The organism is Diaphorobacter sp. B2A2W2 (genome assembly GCF_056730635.1).
This window is the reverse complement of record NZ_JBWZOR010000023.1, coordinates 1-1,534: the sequence shown is the minus strand read 5'-3', so window position 1 is coordinate 1,534 and position 1,534 is coordinate 1. Positions and strand designations below refer to the sequence as shown.

Here is a 1,534-nt window from a genome sequence, read left to right as displayed (position 1 = left end):
TGACCGCAGCACCACCAGCTACAAGTCCGACCATGAGAAAGCCAGCGAGTTCGAGCGCGTGGGCATCAACGGAGAGGGCTCCAGCGGTACCAACAACACCAAGGGCGGACAGTATTCCACCGCCAGCGTGGGCGAGGAGCTGCTCGCTGGCAGTTCGATCGTGGCCCGCTACCGCGTGGGCGCCGCAGCGCCGCGCGCCAGCGCCAGCACATTCACGCCGCCGGCCGTGGTGCTGGACCTGTGCCCCTACACCACGCACCGCATCGTCGCCGGCAGCGTGCAGTTCCGCTGGATGGGGCAGACATACACCGACTTCGAGGGCGTGATCTACCGCGATCGCACCGACACAAACCCCGGCATCGCCAGCGGCACCATCAACTACCAGGAAGGGGCGGCGCTTATGACCGATTACGTGGTCGGCGGTACCGGCCCCACGGACTTCCAGCTGCAGAGCCTCTTCACCTCGGCAGACCAGTGGAGCACGGCCAGCCTGTTTTTCTCCACCGACGCTGCGCCGCTGCGCGCAGGGCCGGGGGGCTTCGTGCTCACCGTGGTGGACCTGCTGGGCGCAACGCTCACGGCCAACGTCGATGCACAGGGCAACATCACGGGAAGCCACATGCGCGGCAAGGTCGAGTTTGCGCGCGGCGGGGTGGAGCTGCAGTTCGGTGACTTTGTGCTGGATGCCGACCTCACGGCCGAGGACAAGGCAGAGTGGTGGTATGACGCGGCCGAGGTCGGCGCCGTGCAGGCCGGAAAGATCTGGCGCCCCTGGCCTGTAGACCCCACCACGTTGCGCTACAGCGCGGTGAGCTATATCTACCTGCCGGTGGATGTGAGCCTCATGGGTATCGACCCTGCAGCCTTGCCGCCCGACGGTCGCGTGGCGTATGCGCGCCCGGGCGACACCTGTGTTGTGGGTCTCACGCACGGCGGCTCGGCCTTTACGCCCAGCCTCACGACCTACAACGTCGGACATGAGCGCTTGTCCTTCGTGCAGGTGCTGGACGATGCCACGGGTGCCGAGATCGCCACCGGCTACACGGCGAACCTGGACGCGGGCACCGTCACGTTCACCGACCTGACGGGCTATCCCGCGTTGATCCGCGTGGTAGGCCGCACCGAGGTGTACCGCCAGATCGCCGAAGTGCGTATCGACGGCAAGGTCAAACTCACCCAGCCTGTGGGCTATGCCTTCCCCATTGGGGCCGTATTCTCCACAGCGCTGCGCCAGGGCGACCGTTTCGCGCGCGTCTCCCGCGTGTACGACCAGCAGAGCTGGAACGGCACCACCTGGTATGACGGCGTGGACCCAGCCAGCGGACAGGCGGCAGCCACCTTCGACACCATCAACTTTCCCATCCAAGTCAACAACCGCGGCGCGATCACGGAGCGCTGGGCGCTCAAGATCCGCACCGGCGGCACCACGTTCGACCTGATCGGCCAGCACCTGGGACAGATCGGCTCCGGCAACGTCGGCGAGGCGTTCTCGCCCATGAACGTGGCAGCCGCAGTGCCCTACATGACCATCCCT

1 protein-coding gene is annotated in these 1,534 nt (G+C 66.5%); it reads left to right on the top strand.

What is annotated here, in order from left to right:
* The coding region (locus AC1PPL_RS19270; protein ID WP_479973959.1) for a hypothetical protein at positions 1 to 1,534 on the top strand (1,534 nt) is incomplete at both ends.